Raw genomic sequence first — 239 nt, 5'->3', positions numbered from 1 at the left:
CTCCTCCTCGTTGCCGTTGTTTTCCGCGGCGCCGTCGCTGCCGCCTGCGCCGGCATCGGCTTCGGCTCCAGCCTCGGCCAGCGCCTCGGCCTCGGCTTCCGCCGACGCGTCGCCCGCGTCGAGCACGTTGAGCAGCCGCACCGATGCCTCGATCGTCAGCTCGTCGATCGACATCACGTCGAGCAGCACGCGCGTGCCGCGCGCATGCACGCCGAGCGCCGGCACGTGCAGCAGCAGCG

The 239-nt window shown here is 72.8% G+C and carries 1 pseudogene; it reads right to left on the bottom strand.

Annotation, left to right across the window (positions count from 1 at the left end):
* Positions 1–239, bottom strand: a pseudogene (locus HWY45_RS36505) (RNB domain-containing ribonuclease); the annotation flags it as partial.

Origin of the sequence: Burkholderia stagnalis (assembly GCF_902830275.1) — a bacterium.
Taxonomy (GTDB): domain Bacteria; phylum Pseudomonadota; class Gammaproteobacteria; order Burkholderiales; family Burkholderiaceae; genus Burkholderia; species Burkholderia stagnalis.
This window is presented reverse-complemented; position numbering and strand designations above follow the sequence as displayed.